Here is a 14478-nt window from a genome sequence, read left to right as displayed (position 1 = left end):
GCCGCCATGTCCGAGCTTCCCGACCTCACGCAAATCGCCCCGACCCTGAAGGCCGAAATCCTGGCCGAGGCGCTGCCCTATATCCGTCAGTATCACGGCAAGACGGTCGTGATCAAATACGGCGGCAATGCCATGACCGAAGAGCGCCTCAAGCAGGGCTTCGCGCGCGACGTGATCCTGCTGAAGCTGGTCGGCATCAATCCGGTGATCGTGCACGGCGGCGGTCCGCAGATCGACCAGGCGCTGAAGAAGATCGGCAAGCAGGGCACCTTCATCCAGGGCATGCGCGTCACCGACGAAGAAACCATGGAAGTGGTCGAATGGGTGCTCGGCGGCGAAGTGCAGCAGGACATCGTCACGCTGATCAATCACTTCGGCGGTCACGCGGTGGGCCTGACCGGCAAGGACGGCGCCCTGATCCACGCGCGCAAGCTGATGATGCCGGATCGCGATAATCCGGGCCAGTTTATCGACATCGGCCAGGTGGGCGAAGTCGAGGCGATCAATCCGGCTGTCGTGAAGGCGCTCCAGGACGACGCGTTCATTCCGGTCATCTCGCCCATCGGCTTCGGCGAAGACGGCCTCTCGTACAACATCAACGCGGACCTCGTCGCGGGCAAGCTCGCCGTCGTGCTCAACGCCGAAAAGCTCGTCATGATGACGAACATCCCCGGCGTGATGGACAAGGAAGGCAACCTGCTTACGGACCTGTCCGCACGCGAGATCGACTCGCTGTTCGCGGACGGCACCATCTCCGGCGGCATGCTGCCGAAGATCTCCTCCGCGCTCGACGCCGCGAAGAGCGGCGTGCGCTCGGTGCACATCATCGACGGCCGCATCGAACATTCGGTGCTGCTCGAAATCCTGACCGAACAGCCGTTCGGCACGATGATCCGCTCGCATTGAGCCGCATCGCATCCCTCCCGACGCCCGCCCCGCGCGGGCGTTTTCTTTGGCGCCCGGCAACAACACCATGACTCCGCAACGTCCCGCTCGCCGTCGTCACGTGAAAACGCGCGGCCCCGTCTGGCTCTTCGACCTCGACAACACGCTCCATCACGCTTCGCACGCCATCTTCCCGGCGATCAACCGCGGCATGACGCAGTACATCATCGACCGGCTGGGCGTGGACATCGACGAAGCCAACCGGCTGCGCGTCGGCTACACGGTGCGCTACGGCGCGACGCTGCTGGGTCTCGTCAAGCATCATGGCGTCGATCCCGCCGACTTCCTGCGCGTGGTGCACACCTTTCCCGACCTGCCTTCGATGGTGCGCGCCGAGCGCGGCCTCACGCGCATGCTGCGCGCCTTGCCGGGCCGCAAGATCGTGCTCACCAACGCGCCGACGCTCTATGCGCGCGCGGTCATGGCGGAACTGGGCATCGGCCGGCTGTTCGAGCGCGTGATCGCCATCGAGGACATGCGCGAAGGCGAGCGCTGGCGCGCCAAGCCCGACGCGACGATGCTGCGCCGGGAAATGCGCCGCGCCCACGTGCATCTGCGCGACGCGATCCTGGTCGAGGACACGCGCGGCCATCTGAAGAGTTACCGGCGGCTCGGCATCCGCACGGTGTGGATCGTCGGGCACTTGCCGGTGGCGAAGACCTCGAGCGGCGGTTTGTCGACGCGCCTGCCGGGCATCGGACGGCCGCATTACGTGGACCGCACGGTGCGCTCGCTGCGCGCACTGACGCTCGGCATGCGCGGCAGCGCAATGCGCTGAGCCAGGCGCCGCCCCGGCGGCCTTATGACGTTTTCCGCTATACTTCCTCGCTAACGAGATTTTCTCGTATCACTCACACGCGCCGATTTGCTGACTCGATTGCGGGCGCGCGAACCTCACGGGGCATCATCGCGAGGTTCACTATAAATGCGGCTAAAGAGGTCGTCAGCCGCGCACGCTTTCCCTCGCGCATCGCCGACACCCGTTTAGCCGCTCGAACAAGGCGGAATGAATGGAATCGATCGGCATCGTCACGCCCCAGACCCTGCGCTTCACCGAGCCGCTTGCCATGCAGAACGGCTCGTCGCTCGCCGACTATGAACTGGTCGTCGAAACCTATGGCGAACTCAACTCCGCGCGCTCGAATGCCGTGCTCGTGTGCCATGCGCTCAACGCCTCGCATCACGTCGCGGGCGTGTATGCCGGCGAACCGAAGAACGTCGGCTGGTGGGACAACATGGTCGGGCCGGGCAAACCGCTCGACACGAACCGCTTCTTCGTCATCGGCGTGAACAATCTCGGCTCGTGCTTCGGCTCGACCGGCCCGATGAGCGTCGATCACGCCACCGGCAAACCCTACGGCGCGCGCTTTCCCGTCATCACGGTGGAAGACTGGGTGCATGCGCAGGCCCGCGTGGCCGATCGCTTCGGCATCGAGCGCTTCGCAGCGGTGATGGGCGGCAGTCTCGGCGGCATGCAGGCGATGGCGTGGAGCATGATGTATCCGGAGCGGCTCGGGCATTGCATCGTCGTGGCCTCGACGCCGAAGCTCTCCGCGCAGAACATCGCGTTCAACGAAACGGCGCGCTCCGCGATCCTCTCCGATCCCGACTTCCACGGCGGCGACTACTACGCGCACGATGTGAAGCCGCGCCGCGGCCTGCGCGTCGCGCGCATGATCGGCCACATCACCTATCTCTCCGACGACGACATGGCCGTGAAATTCGGCCGCGCGCTGCGGCGAGCCGAAGGCGCGCTCGATGCCTACAACTTCAACTTCGACGTCGAGTTCGAAGTGGAGTCGTATCTGCGCTATCAGGCGGACAAGTTCGCGGAATACTTCGACGCGAACACCTACCTGCTGATCACGCGCGCGCTGGATTATTTCGATCCCGCGAAGGCCTTCGACGGAGATCTCACAAAGGCGCTGGCCAACACGCAGGCCAAGTATCTCGTCACGAGCTTCACGACCGACTGGCGTTTCGCGCCGGCGCGCTCGCGCGAGATCGTCAAGGCGCTGCTCGACAACAAGCGCACGGTGAGCTACGCCGAAATCGATGCGCCGCACGGCCACGACGCCTTCCTGCTCGACGACGCGCGCTATCACAACCTGATGCGCGCCTATTACGAGCGCATTGCCACGGAGATCGGCGCATGAACCAGAACACACTCGATTCGCTCGCGCTGCGTTCGGATTTTCGCGCCATCGCGCGCTGGGTGGAGCCGCGCTCGACCGTGCTCGATCTCGGCTGCGGCGACGGCTCACTGCTCTCGCTGCTCGGCGAGGAGCTCGACGTGACGGGCTATGGCATCGAGATCAACGATGCCGGCGTGCTCGCGTGCGCGCAGAAGGGCGTGAACGTGATCCAGCAGAATCTCGAAGACGGCCTGCGGCTCTTCGAGGACGACAGCTTCGACTTCGCGGTCCTCTCGCAGACCTTGCAGACCATTCACCAGACGGCCGCGATCCTGCGCGAAACCGTACGCGTCGGGCGTCAATGCATCGTGTCGTTTCCGAATTTCGGCTACTGGCAGCACCGGCTCTCGGTATTGCAGGGACGCATGCCGGTGTCGCGCTCGCTGCCCTATCAATGGCACAACACGCCGAACGTGCGCGTGCTGACCATCGAGGACTTCGAGGCGCTGGCGCCGGAAGTGGGCATCGAGATCCTGGATCGCGTGGTGCTGCATGGCGGGCAGGTGGTCCGTTGGGGCGCGAACTGGCGTGGTAGTCTTGCGGTCTATCGCGTGAAGCGCCGGTAAAAGCCGCCGGTGCGCTCACGCATCGACCACTGCCCGTACACGACATGCCCGATACGCCACACGAGGCGCCCGCTCTAACCGCTCACGAAGAACATCCAGGCTGGCGCGCGTTTCTCAACACGCGCATCCTCATCTGCGTCTTTCTCGGCTTCACGTCCGGATTGCCGCTGTTCACGCTGTTCAGCCTGTTGCAGGCCTGGCTCACCACCGCTCACGTCAATGTGAAGGAGATCGGCCTGTTCGCGCTGATCGGACTGCCGTACACGTGGAAGTTCGTCTGGTCGCCGCTGATGGACCGCTTCGTCCCGCGCTTTCCGGGCTGGCGTCCGGGCCGGCGGCGCGGCTGGATGTTCGTCACGCAAGTGCTCGTCATGCTGGCGATCGGCTCGTTCGGGTTCTTCTCGCCGGAACAGAACATCTGGTCCGTGGCGGCAGTGGCCGCGCTGGTGGCGTTCTTCGGCGCCAGTCAGGATATCGTCATCGACGCCTACCGGCGCGAACTGCTCGCCGACACCGAGCAAGGTCTCGGCAATGCCGTCCATGTCAACGCCTACAAGGTCGCGGGGCTGGTGCCCGGCTCGCTGTCGCTGATCCTCGCGGGCTTCCTGCCGTGGAAGACGGTGTTCATCATCACCGCCGCCTTCATGCTGCCGGGGCTCATCATGACGCTCGTCGTCAAGGAGCCGCAGATTCACGGCACGCCGCCGAAGAGCCTGCGCGAAGCGATCGTCGAGCCGTTTCACGAATTCGTCACGCGCGACGGCTGGCGCGCCGCCCTGCTCGTGCTCGGCTTCATCTTCCTGTACAAGCTCGGCGACACCATGGCGACCGCGCTCGCCACCAAGTTCTTCCTCGACATCGGCTTCTCGCTCACGCAGATCGGCGTGATCGCCAAGGCGGTCGCGTTCTGGGCAAGCATCGCGGGCGGCCTGCTCGGCGGCATTGCGCTGGTGAAGATCGGCATCGCGCGCGGGCTGTGGATCTTCGGCGCATTGCAGATCATCGCGACGCTCGGCTTCGCGTGGCTCGCGAAGATCGGGCCTTCGCCGCTGGCGCTCGCCGTGCTGTACGGCTTCGAAACCTTCGCGACCGGCCTCACGCTCGCCACCTTCACCGCGTACATTGCGAGCACCACGGACCCGCGCTACACCGCGACGCAATTCGCGCTTTTCACAAGCCTCGCGGCCGTGCCGCGCACCTTTGCCGCAGCGGGCAGCGGCTATCTCGTGAGCGAGGCCGGCTGGTTTCCGTACTTCCTGATCTGCGTCGCGCTGTCGCTGCCGGGCATGTTACTGTTGCCCAAAATCGCGCCCTGGAGAACTCAACGATGACGGTGTCTTACTCGCGCCGAGCCTTGCTTTGCGTACTGGCATGGGCGACTTGCGCGCCCTTGTCCGCGCACGCTCAGGACGAGAAGAGCATGCCGGCGCCGTACACCGCGCCGAACAACCAGATTCGTTTCGGCAATACCGCACTGTTTCGCAATCTGATTCCGCCCGCGACGCTCGAAGCACAATCCGCGCAGGAATACGCGCAGGTCATCCACGACGCCCAGCGCGACAAGACGCTTCTGCCGGACACGAATCCGCTGGTCAAGCGCGTGCGCGACATCGCGAATCACGAGATTCCGTTCGCGCTCAAGTGGAACGACCGCGCGAAGAACTGGAAGTGGGAAATCAACGTCATCAAGTCGTCCGACGAGCGCATGGTGTGTCTGCCGGGCGGGAAGATCATCGTGTATAGCGGGCTGATCGACAGGCTTCATCTGAACGACAACGAGATCGGCATGATGATCGGCCACGACATCGCCCACGCGCTGCGCGAGCACGCGCGCGAGCGGCTCGGCAGGCAGCAGGCCGCGCAACTGGGCGCGGGCGCGATGCCGCAGTATCTGGGTTTGTCGAACTATGGGTCGCAACAGCCGGATATCGGCGACCAACTGATGTCGATGCGCTATTCCCCCGCCGACGAAACCGAGGCCGATGTCATCGGCAGCGAGATTGCATCGCGCGCGGGCTACGATCCGCGCGCAGCCGTCACGTTGTGGAACAAGATCGATACCGGCACGCGCCGCAGCGACGACGGTTTCATCTGGCTGCATCCCTACGGGCCGGACCGCAGGCAGGATCTGCTCAAGCGCATGCCGGACATGATGCCGCTGTATGCGAAGGCGGTCGGCAAGACCATCGACCAGTTGCCGAACTATGCGGGACTCGGCCGGTTCAAGAAGTCCGGCCGCTGAGCCCCGCCTGCATTACTTCTTCTTGCCCAGTTTCCAGTCGTAATCGACGGTCAGCGGCGCGTGATCGCTGAACTTGATGTCGCGGAAGACCGAGGTCTGCTTCGCCGTGGCGGCCACTTCCTGCGTTGCGATCTGATAGTCGATACGCCACCCGACGTTCTTCGCATACGCCTGGCCGCGATTGCTCCACCACGTGTACTGCTCGGGGCGCGTGTCGAGGGTGCGGAACACGTCGACATAGCCGACGTCGTCGAAGAGCTTCGTGAGCCACGCACGCTCCTCGGGCAGGCAGCCTGAATTCTTCTGGTTGCTCTTCCAGTTCTTGATGTCGATTTCCTTGTGAACGATGTTCACGTCGCCGCACACGATCACTTCGCGCTCTTGCGAAAGCTCGGTGAGATGCGGCATGAACTCGTCCATGAAGCGGTACTTCGCCTGCTGGCGCTCGTCGCCGCTGGAGCCGGACGGCACGTACACGGAGACCACCGAGAGCTTGCCGAAGCGCGCTTCCACATAGCGCCCTTCCGGATCGAATTCCGCCGAGCCGAAGCCAATGATCACGTCGTCCGGTTCATGGCGCGTGTACAGGCCCGCGCCGCTGTAGCCCTTCTTCACCGCATGCTGGAAGTAGCCTTGAAAGCCGTGCGGCGCGAGGAATTCGGGCGTCAGGTCGTCCTGCGAGCACTTGATTTCCTGCACGCACACGACGTCGGATTTCTGCTCGCCGAACCAGTCGAAAAAGCCTTTCTTCGCGGCCGAACGGATGCCGTTGAGATTGGCGGTGATCACGCGGAACATACGCTTCCTTTTTGTTGGGTTCGTTGCCTGGGTTGTTCTTCTCGATCTTCCCGACTCATTCCACCTTCACGCCCTTCAGCGATTCCTTTGCCGCCGGGAATTCCAGCTTCATGCCCTGCATCGTGCGCAGCAGCAGTTCCGCCACCATCAGGTTGCGATGCGTCTTCGAGTCGGCCGGAATGATGGTCCACGGCGCTTCTTCCGTCGAGGTCGCGCCGAGCGCGGCGGCGTAGGCGTCCTGATACGCGTCCCATTGCTTGCGCGCTTCGAGGTCGGAGACGTCGAACTTCCAGTGCTTGGTCGGATCGTCGATGCGCGCCTGCAAGCGTTCGCGCTGCTCGTCCTTCGAAATATGCAGGAAGCATTTGACGATCGTCGTGCCGCTGTCCGCGAGCAGCGCCTCGAAGTCGCGGATATGACGATAACGGCGCTCGCATTCGTCGGCGTCGATGGTCTTCAGCACGCGCGGCACGAGCACGTCTTCGTAGTGGCTGCGGTTGAAGACCGCGAATTCGCCGGCCATCGGCGCCTGCGCGTGCACGCGCCACAGGAAGTCATGCGCGGCTTCGCGTTCCGACGGCGCGCGAAACGGCACGATGCGCAAGCCGAGCGGATCGACGTCATGGAACACCGCGCGCACGGTGCCGTCCTTGCCGCTCGTGTCCATGCCTTGCAGCACGAGCAGCACGCGCTGACGACGCTGCGCATGGAGCTTTTCCTGCAGGTCGTCGAGCTGCGCGCCGATCGCCGCGAGCCGTTCGCGGTCCGCGTCCTTCGAGCCGAGCGAAAACGGCTTCGCGGCGGGATCGACGGCGCTCAGGTCGAAGGGCTTCAGCTTCTTGTCCGCGTCGAAGAAAGGGACGCGGAAATCGTCCAGTTCAGGTTTCTTTGCCATGTCTGTTCTTTGGCGTCGCCAATGAAAACGGGCTGCGGCCAGGCTTAACCGGCAGCAGCCCGTTCATGCGTGATTCGGATGCTCAGGATAGCTTCTTCTTCAGCAATTCGTTGACTTGCTGTGGGTTGGCTTTGCCCTTTGTCGCCTTCATCGCCTGGCCGATCAGCGCGTTGAACGCCTTTTCCTTGCCGGCGCGGAATTCCTCGACCGACTTCTGGTTCGCCGCGAGCACGTCGTCGATGATCGCTTCGAGCGCGCCGGTGTCCGAGATCTGCTTCAGTCCCTTCGCCTCGATGATGCGGTCCGCCGCGCCTTCGTCGGTGGCCTTCTCTTCCCAGATCGACAGGAAGATGTCCTTGCCGATCTTGTTCGAGATGGTGCCGTCCGCGATGCGCTGGATGATCAGCGCCAGTTGCGCGCTCGACACCGGCGACTCGCCGATCTCCAGCGACTCGCGGTTCAACTGGGCCGACACATCGCCCATGATCCAGTTCGCGGCGATCTTCGCCTGGTTCGCGCCGGCCTTCTGCACGAGCGCCTCGAAGTACGACGCCATCGCCTTCGATGCCGTCAGCACGCCCGCGTCGTACGGCGTGAGGCCGTAGGACTCGACGAAGCGCTGCTGCATGTTCGCCGGCAGCTCCGGCATCTCGCCCTTCACGCGCTCGATCCACGACGCCTCGATCACCAGCGGCATCAGGTCCGGGTCCGGGAAATAGCGGTAATCGTGCGCGTCTTCCTTGCTGCGCATTGAGCGGGTTTCGCGCTTGTCCGGGTCGTACAGACGCGTCTCCTGCACCACCGTGCCGCCGTCCTCGATCAGTTCGATCTGGCGGCGCACTTCATACTGAATGGCTTCTTCGAGAAAGCGGAACGAGTTCAGGTTCTTGATTTCGGCGCGCGTGCCGAACTCGGCTTGCCCCATCGGCCGGACCGAGACGTTCGCGTCGCAGCGGAACGAGCCTTCCTGCATGTTGCCGTCGCAGATGCCGAGCCACATCACGAGACCGTGCAGCGCCTTCGCATACGCGACCGCTTCCGCGGCGCTGCGCATTTCCGGCTCGGTGACGATCTCGAGCAGCGGCGTGCCCGCGCGGTTCAAGTCGATGCCCGTCATGCCCGCGAAGTCTTCGTGCAGCGACTTGCCCGCGTCCTCTTCCAGATGCGCGCGCGTCAGGTTGACGGTCTTCGAATAGGCTTCCTTGCCGGCCTTTTCGTTGGCCGGAACCTGGATGGTGAGTTGTCCGCCCTGCACGACCGGAATCTCGTACTGGCTGATCTGATAGCCCTTCGGCAGGTCCGGATAGAAGTAGTTCTTGCGCGCGAAGATGCTGCGCGGCGCGATGTGCGCGCCGATGGCGAGGCCGAAGCGGATCGCGCGCTCCACGGCGCCGCGGTTCATCACCGGCAGCACGCCGGGCAGCGCGAGATCGACGGGGCTGGCCTGCGTGTTCGGCGCCGCGCCGAACTGCGTGGCCGTGCCGGAAAAAATCTTGGAGACGGTGGAAAGCTGCGCGTGCGTTTCCAGACCGATGACGACTTCCCACTGCATGATCAGACTCCCGCTGCCGATGGTGCCTTACGGTGCCAGTCGGTCGCGCGCTGATACGCGTCAGCGACCTGGAGCATCCGGGCTTCGTTGAAATAGTTGCCGATGATCTGCAGGCCGACCGGGCGCTGCGCGTTCGCGCCCGCGCCGAAGCCGCACGGCACGCTCATGCCGGGCAGGCCCGCGAGACTCACGGACAGCGTGTAGATGTCGGCGAGATACATCTGCACGGGATCGTCGGCCTTTTCGCCGAGATTCCACGCCACCGACGGCGCCACCGGCCCCATGATGACGTCGCACTTCGTGAACGCTTCCTGGAAGTCACGCGCGATGATGCGGCGGATCTTCTGCGCCTGCAGGTAGTACGCGTCGTAGTAGCCGTGCGACAGCACGTAGGCGCCCACCAGGATGCGGCGCTTCACTTCCGGCCCGAAGCCCTCCGCGCGCGACTTCTTGTACATGTCGAGCAGGTCGCGGTAATCGGCCGCGCGATGCCCGTAGCGCACGCCGTCGAAACGCGACAGGTTCGACGACGCTTCTGCCGGCGCAATGATGTAGTACACCGGGATGGAGAGCTCGGTCTGCGGCAGCGAGACGTCGACGAGCGTGGCGCCGAGCGCTTCGTATTGCTTCAGCGCGGCGTCGATGGACGCGCGCACGTCGTCGGCCAGGCCCGCGCCGAAATACTCCTTCGGCAAGCCGATGCGCAGGCCCTTGAGCGGCTGGCTCGCGTCGTCCGAACCGTTCCAGCTCGTGCCGAGATGGCGCGTGTAGTCCTCGCTCTCGCGTTCGAGGCTGGTGGAATCGCGCTCGTCGAAGCCGGACATTGCGTTGAGCAGGAGCGCGCAGTCGGCGGCGCTCTGCGCCATCGGGCCGCCCTGATCCAGCGACGACGCGAACGCGATCATGCCGTAGCGCGACACGCGGCCATACGTAGGCTTGATGCCCGTGATGCCCGAGAACGACGCGGGCTGGCGGATGGAACCGCCGGTGTCGGTGCCGGTCGCGGCAGGCGCGAGACGCGCGGCCACCGCCGCCGCCGAACCGCCCGACGAGCCGCCCGGCACGGCCTTCGTGTCCCACGGATTCTTGACCGCGCCGAAGTACGAGTTCTCGTTCGACGAGCCCATCGCGAACTCGTCCATGTTGGTCTTGCCGAGCGTGACCATGCCGGCCTGCTTCAGGCGCGCGACGACGGTGGCATCGAACGGGCTCGCATAGTTTTCCAGCATGCGCGAGCCGGCCGTGGACGCCCAGCCGCGCGTGACGAACACGTCCTTGTGCGCCACCGGCACGCCGGTCAGCGCGCCGGCATTGCCCTGGGCGATGAGCGCGTCGGCGGCCTTCGCCTGTTCGAGCGTGAGTTCGCGATCCACGCCGATGAACGCATTCAGGTCCTTCGCGGCCTCGATGCGCTGCAGATACGTTTGCGCCAGCTCGACTGCGGAGATGTCCTTCGAGTCGAGCGCGGCGCGCAATTCGGTCAAGCTTTTTTGATGCATTGCAGTTCCCTGATGGGCGCGGTCCTGGTGGCCGCGCGCGATGTCGCTGTGTCGCCCAGTCCGGCGCAGGGCGCCGGCGGCCGTGACTTATTCGATCACCTTGGGCACGAGATACAGGCCGTCCTGCACGGCAGGCGCGGAACGCTGGAACTCTTGGCGATCAACGCGCTCTGAGACAGCGTCGTCGCGCAGACGCAGCGCGACTTCCTCGATCTGTTCGATCGGATGCGCGAGCGGTTCGATGCCGGTTGTATCGACGGCCTGCATCTGCTCGACGAGGCCGAAGAAGTCATTGAGCCGCGCGAGTGTGGGTTCGGCTTCGTGGTCGGGCAGTTCGAGCCGCGCCAGATGCGCGATGCGTTTTACGTCGGTCAGGGTCAAAGACATGGGATCACCGGAGAAAAGCGTGGACAGCCCCAGTTGCGAAAACTCTAGCTGCGTCAGCCAGTTACGAATCTGGAAGGAGCCCTCGGAAGCAGGCTTGGGGATGACGGCGGATGCCATCCATTTCCTGTAGATGCCCCCAAATTATAAGGTATCATTACACGTTCGACTCACCTCTGGATCGGCCTGTCAGCGGCTTTCTCCCTGGATTCGTCCCTTGCGAGAAACGTTTGCATCGGACCATCCAATCTGCGGTAGATTTTCTCCCGGTTTTGCAGCTTGCGGCGTCGGTTCGCCGCCCCGCAAACCGTTACTTTTCCGCTGCCGTTTCCGGCGCTCCGAGCGACGAACGGCCATCCCCAGCGAGACAGGATTTTTGAATGTTCGGTTTTTTGCGCAGCTATTTCTCCAACGACCTGGCGATTGACCTCGGCACCGCCAACACGCTGATCTACATGCGCGGCAAAGGCATCGTCCTCGACGAGCCCTCGGTCGTTTCCATTCGCCAGGAAGGCGGTCCCAACGGCAAGAAGACCATCCAGGCGGTCGGCAAGGAAGCCAAGCAGATGCTCGGCAAGGTGCCCGGCAACATCGAAGCCATCCGGCCGATGAAGGACGGCGTGATCGCCGACTTCACCGTCACCGAGCAGATGATCAAGCAGTTCATCAAGACCGCGCACGAATCCCGCATGTTCTCGCCGTCGCCGCGCATCATCATCTGCGTGCCGTGCGGCTCCACCCAGGTCGAGCGCCGCGCCATCAAGGAAGCCGCGCACGGCGCCGGCGCCTCCCAGGTGTACCTGATCGAAGAACCCATGGCCGCGGCCATCGGTGCGGGCCTGCCCGTGTCGGAAGCCACTGGCTCCATGGTGGTCGACATCGGCGGCGGCACGACGGAAGTCGGCGTCATCTCGCTGGGCGGCATCGTGTACAAGGGCTCGGTGCGCGTGGGCGGCGACAAGTTCGACGAAGCCATCGTCAACTACATCCGCCGCAACTACGGCATGCTGATCGGCGAGCAAACCGCCGAAGCCATCAAGAAGGAAATCGGTTCGGCCTTCCCCGGCTCCGAAGTCAAGGAAATGGAAGTCAAGGGCCGCAACCTCTCGGAAGGCATTCCGCGCAGCTTCACTATTTCGAGCAATGAAATTCTCGAAGCGCTGACGGATCCGCTGAACCAGATCGTGTCGTCGGTGAAGATCGCGCTGGAACAGACGCCGCCGGAACTCGGCGCGGACATCGCGGAGCGCGGCATGATGCTGACAGGCGGCGGCGCCCTCCTGCGCGACCTCGACCGCCTGCTCGCCGAAGAAACCGGCCTGCCGGTGCTCGTCGCCGAAGACCCGCTGACCTGCGTGGTGCGCGGCTCGGGCATGGCGCTCGAGCGCATGGACAAGCTCGGCAGCATCTTCTCCTACGAGTAAGACGCTCCGTGCCGCTCCGTGGCAGTGCCGCCGCAACGCCCGCTGATACTTGCGCGGACACCCGTCTGCGGACAATCTGCGCGGCCTCCGGCACGGCCACTACAATGTCCCGCGTAACGCGACGCGAACACGGTCCGGCAGGCGTCCGGGCCGTTGTCGAACCCGCGTAGGGCAGGCCCCGCTTCGAGCGGCCAAGCCTGCAGCATCGATCCATCCGTTCACGCCCTCGGCGCCGACCATGGAATACAGTCCGCCGCCCCTTTTCAAGCAAGGCCCTTCCGCGCTCGCGCGCCTGATCTTCTTTGTGGTCCTTGCGATCGCACTGCTCGTCTCGGACGCGCGTTTCAGCACGCTGGAAATCGTGCGCGGCATGCTCGGCGCGGGGCTCTATCCGCTGCAGCGCGCCGCGCTCGTGCCGCGCGACATCTTCATGGGCGCGGCGGATCTCGCCGTGACCAGCGCCACATTGCGCAGCGAGAACAAGAAGCTCGCCGACAAGAACCTCGAACTCTCCGTGAAGGCCGGCGACGCGGCGCAACTCGCCGTCGAGAACGCGCATCTGCGCGCGCTGTTGAACCTGCAATCGCGCGCCTCGACCGACGAAACCCCCGCCGAGATCCAGTACGACACGCGCGATCCCTTCACGCAGAAGGTCGTGATCGGCAAGGGTTCGCAGCAGAACATCCAGGACGGCGCGCCGGTGGTCACTGAAGACGGCGTGATCGGCCAGGTGACGCGCGTGTTCCCGTTGCAGTCGGAGGTCACACTGCTCACGGACAAGGATCAGGCCGTGCCGGTGCAGATCGCCCGCACGGGCTTGCGCAGCGTCATCTACGGCACGCCGAAGGGCGACACGCTCGACCTGCGCTTCGTGCCCATCAGCGCCGACGTACAAGCCGGCGACGACCTCGTGACCAGCGGCCTCGACGGCATCTATCCGCCGGGGCTGCCGGTCGCGAAGGTGCTGCGCGTCGACAAGCAGGCCGACACGGCGTTCGCACGCGTGGTCTGCGTGCCGGTGGCGGCGGTGCGCGGCGCGCGCCAGCTGCTCGTGCTGCACTACAACCGTAACGAGCCGCCGAATCCGGTCGAAGTGGAAGCTGCCGCCGCGGCCAGGGAAGCGAAGGAAAACAAGGGCAAGAAGAAGCCCACGGCGAAATCGGCGGCGGTGGCAGCCGGGGCCAGCGGCGCATCGGCGCCAGCGGCGGGCTCCGCGCCCGCAGCGGCGGAAAAGCCCGCAGGGAAGCCGGCTGAAAAACCCGCCGCGAAGGCCGCCGCGCCGAAGGCGGCATCGAATCCGGCGGCGCGGCCGTCGAAGAAAGCGCACATGCCCAAGCCCGCGTCATCGGGAGCCGCGCGATGAACCGCCCGCAATACATCCTGCAGCCGGTCAATCCGTACTTCATCACCTTCAGCCTGGCCGCCGCCTTCCTGCTGAACCTGATGCCGTGGGGACGCCTGATCGGCGTGCCGGACTTCGTCGCGCTCGTGCTGCTGTTCTGGAACGTGCATCAGCCGCGCAAGGTCGGCATGGGCATCGCGTTCATGCTGGGCATCCTGATGGACGTCCACAATGCCAACCTGCTGGGCGAGCACGCGCTGGCCTACACGCTGCTGTCCTACGGCGCGATCACCATCCACCGTCGCGTGCTGTGGATGGCGCTGCCGGTGCAGATGTTCGTCGTGGCGCCTTTGCTGGTCGGCGCGCATCTGGTGCCGTTCGTGATCCGCCTGATGACGGGCGCCGCCTTTCCGGGCTGGAGCTATCTGATCAACGGTTTCGTGGAAGCGCTGCTGTGGCCGGTCGCGAGCTTCTTCCTGCTGATGCCGCAGCGCCGCGCCGCCGATCCGGACGACACCCGCCCGATCTGACCGGCCCCGCCGCCGCAATCTGGCGCCAGCCGATGCAGCGCCCGCGCGCGGACTACACTTGAATCGCGAGACCCGAGCCGACCGGATCGCACACGAAGCACACAAG

At 64.7% G+C, this 14478-nt stretch carries 14 protein-coding genes; 9 read left to right on the top strand and 5 right to left on the bottom strand.

What is annotated here, in order from left to right; translation table 11 throughout:
* Positions 1-6: 6 nt before the first annotated feature.
* The 6 genes from argB (at position 7) to QCE69_RS00280 (ending at position 5948) form a co-directional block, all read left to right on the top strand.
* Complete coding sequence (gene argB / locus QCE69_RS00305) at positions 7-906, top strand: acetylglutamate kinase (protein WP_309806951.1); 900 nt, start codon at positions 7-9, stop codon at positions 904-906.
* Positions 907-973: 67 nt separating this feature from the next.
* Complete coding sequence (locus QCE69_RS00300; protein WP_309913142.1) at positions 974-1723, top strand: pyrimidine 5'-nucleotidase; 750 nt, start codon at positions 974-976, stop codon at positions 1721-1723.
* A gap of 232 nt (positions 1724-1955) precedes the next feature.
* A complete protein-coding gene (locus tag QCE69_RS00295) occupies positions 1956-3101 on the top strand; it encodes a homoserine O-acetyltransferase (protein WP_309928803.1) in 1146 nt (381 codons plus the stop codon).
* Positions 3098-3706, top strand: a complete 609-nt coding sequence (gene metW / locus QCE69_RS00290) for a methionine biosynthesis protein MetW (RefSeq protein WP_309806948.1) — start codon at positions 3098-3100, stop codon at positions 3704-3706. Before QCE69_RS00295 ends, metW begins: the two co-directional genes overlap by 4 nt.
* Before the next feature lie 44 nt (positions 3707-3750).
* Positions 3751-5037, top strand: coding sequence for an AmpG family muropeptide MFS transporter (locus QCE69_RS00285; protein WP_309913136.1), 1287 nt, complete (start codon positions 3751-3753; stop codon positions 5035-5037).
* 89 nt (positions 5038-5126) lie between these two features.
* Positions 5127-5948 (top strand): M48 family metallopeptidase, encoded by an 822-nt coding sequence (locus QCE69_RS00280; protein WP_309913135.1) that lies wholly within the window; start codon positions 5127-5129, stop codon positions 5946-5948.
* Positions 5949-5960: 12 nt separating this feature from the next.
* Here QCE69_RS00280 and QCE69_RS00275 read toward each other — a convergent pair whose 3' ends face one another.
* The 5 genes from QCE69_RS00275 to gatC form a co-directional block, all read right to left on the bottom strand.
* A complete protein-coding gene (locus QCE69_RS00275; protein WP_309913133.1) occupies positions 5961-6746 on the bottom strand; it encodes an exodeoxyribonuclease III in 786 nt (261 codons plus the stop codon).
* 55 nt (positions 6747-6801) lie between these two features.
* Positions 6802-7641: a PPK2 family polyphosphate kinase gene (locus QCE69_RS00270; protein WP_309913131.1), complete on the bottom strand. Its 840-nt coding sequence runs from the start codon at positions 7639-7641 to the stop codon at positions 6802-6804.
* An 82-nt stretch (positions 7642-7723) separates the two neighbouring features.
* Positions 7724-9196 (bottom strand): Asp-tRNA(Asn)/Glu-tRNA(Gln) amidotransferase subunit GatB, encoded by a 1473-nt coding sequence (gene gatB / locus QCE69_RS00265; protein ID WP_309919516.1) that lies wholly within the window; start codon positions 9194-9196, stop codon positions 7724-7726.
* Complete coding sequence (gatA, locus tag QCE69_RS00260; protein WP_309913129.1) at positions 9196-10692, bottom strand: Asp-tRNA(Asn)/Glu-tRNA(Gln) amidotransferase subunit GatA; 1497 nt, start codon at positions 10690-10692, stop codon at positions 9196-9198. Before gatA ends, gatB begins: the two co-directional genes overlap by 1 nt.
* An 87-nt stretch (positions 10693-10779) precedes the next feature.
* Positions 10780-11079 (bottom strand): Asp-tRNA(Asn)/Glu-tRNA(Gln) amidotransferase subunit GatC, encoded by a 300-nt coding sequence (gatC, locus tag QCE69_RS00255; protein WP_309811305.1) that lies wholly within the window; start codon positions 11077-11079, stop codon positions 10780-10782.
* 377 nt (positions 11080-11456) lie between these two features.
* Between gatC and QCE69_RS00250 the strand changes: the two genes are divergently transcribed.
* The 3 genes from QCE69_RS00250 (at position 11457) to mreD (ending at position 14372) form a co-directional block, all read left to right on the top strand.
* Positions 11457-12500: a rod shape-determining protein gene (locus QCE69_RS00250; protein ID WP_004189550.1), complete on the top strand. Its 1044-nt coding sequence runs from the start codon at positions 11457-11459 to the stop codon at positions 12498-12500.
* A gap of 238 nt (positions 12501-12738) precedes the next feature.
* On the top strand, positions 12739-13863 hold the full coding sequence (gene mreC, locus QCE69_RS00245; RefSeq protein WP_309928800.1) for a rod shape-determining protein MreC: 1125 nt from the start codon (positions 12739-12741) through the stop codon (positions 13861-13863).
* Complete coding sequence (gene mreD, locus QCE69_RS00240; RefSeq protein ID WP_309806941.1) at positions 13860-14372, top strand: rod shape-determining protein MreD; 513 nt, start codon at positions 13860-13862, stop codon at positions 14370-14372. The genes mreC and mreD overlap by 4 nt, the downstream gene beginning before the upstream one ends.
* The last annotated feature ends 106 nt before the right edge of the window (positions 14373-14478 follow it).

It is taken from the genome of Caballeronia sp. LZ032 (assembly GCF_031451315.1).
Lineage (GTDB): Bacteria > Pseudomonadota > Gammaproteobacteria > Burkholderiales > Burkholderiaceae > Caballeronia.
The sequence above is the reverse complement of the archived record's forward strand: the minus strand, read 5'-3'. Positions and strand labels throughout refer to the sequence as shown.